Source organism: Acidiphilium sp. PM (genome assembly GCF_000219295.1).
GTDB lineage: Bacteria > Pseudomonadota > Alphaproteobacteria > Acetobacterales > Acetobacteraceae > Acidiphilium > Acidiphilium multivorum.
In genome coordinates this window covers 1-1,367 of record NZ_AFPR01000244.1, presented here as the reverse complement: position 1 = coordinate 1,367, position 1,367 = coordinate 1, and the positions used below count along the sequence as shown (strand labels likewise).

The following is a 1,367-nucleotide window of genomic DNA, read 5'->3' as shown; positions in this document are numbered from 1 at the left end:
CTGGTCGATTTCCTGCGCGAGGTGGTGCCGGTGGCCGAGGAACTCGGCGTGCGGCTCGCGATCCATCCCGACGACCCGCCGGTGAAGCTGTTCGGCCTGCCGCGCGTGGTCTCGAGGCTGGAGGATCTGGCGACGCTGTTCGAGGCGGTGCCCTCGCGGGCGAATGGGCTGACGCTCTGCGCCGGGTCGCTCGGGTCGCGCGCGGATAACGACGTGCTGGCGATCGCCGAGACGTTCCGAAGCCGCATCCATTTCGCCCATCTGCGCAACGTGACGGTCGAGCCGGACGGGTCCTTCGTCGAGGCGCCGCATCTCGGCGGGCGGACCGACATGGTGGCCCTGCTCGCCCTGCTGCTGCGCGAGGAACGCGAGGCGGCGGCGGCGGGGCGGCGGGCGTCGATCCCGCTGCGGCCGGACCACGGGCATCTGCTCGCGGCCGATGCCGCCAGGCGCGTCAATCCCGGCTATTCCTATATCGGCCGGCTGCGCGGGCTGGCGGAGCTGCGTGGCGTGATCCGCGCGCTCGAAGCCCTGGCGCCGGCGGCGTGATGTTCGCCGCCATCGGGGAATGCCTCGCGGAGTTCGCGCCGAACGAAGCGGGCGGCTACGCGCTCGGTTTCGCGGGCGATACGTTCAACGCCGCCTGGGCGGCGCGGGTGCGGCTGCGCGGCGCGGTGCCGGTGCGCTACGTGACCGCGATTGGGACCGACTGGATGTCGGACGCGATGCGCGCGCGGATCGAGGCGGCCGGGATCGATGCCGCCTTCGTGCGGCGGGTCGAGGGCGCGTCGGTCGGGCTGTACGTGATCCGGGTGGAGGCGGGCGAGCGGTCCTTCGCCTATTGGCGGCGGCAGTCGGCGGCGACGCATCTGGCCGACGATCCCGATTTCCTTGCCCGGGCGCTGGCGGGCGCGCGGCTCGTGCTGATCTCCGGCATCACGCTGGCGATCCTGCCGCCGGCGGGACGGGCGGCGCTGCTCGATGCCATTGGCGCGGTGAGGGCAGCGGGGGCCGAGATCGCCTTCGATACCAATTACCGCCCGGCGCTGTGGCGCGACGCCGACGAGGCGCGGGAGATGATCCGGCGCGTGCTGCCGCTCGTGGATATCGCGCTGCCGACCTTCGAGGACGAGGCGGCCCTGTTCGGCGACGCGGCGCCGGCGGCGACGGTCGCGCGGCTCGCGGCGGCGGGGGTGCGGGATGTCGTCGTCAAGAACGGCACGGCGGCGACGCTGGGGTGCTTTGGCGCGGAGAGCTTCGAGGTGGTGCCGCGCGAGGTGGTGACGCCGGTGGATTCGACCGGCGCGGGCGATGCGTTCAACGGCACCTTCCTCGCCTGCCGGTTGCAGGGATTGGCGCCCGCGGCC

General features: G+C 73.4%; 2 protein-coding genes. Both read left to right on the top strand.

All coding sequences use genetic code 11. From position 1 onward, the window contains the following. Window positions 1–549, top strand: a 549-nt coding sequence (gene uxuA / locus APM_RS10540; protein ID WP_007423357.1) for a mannonate dehydratase, incomplete at its 5' end; no start/stop codon positions are given. Then, window positions 549–1,367 (top strand): sugar kinase (locus tag APM_RS10535; protein ID WP_007423356.1); only part of this gene is annotated, 819 nt, incomplete at its 3' end. The genes uxuA and APM_RS10535, both read left to right, overlap by 1 nt.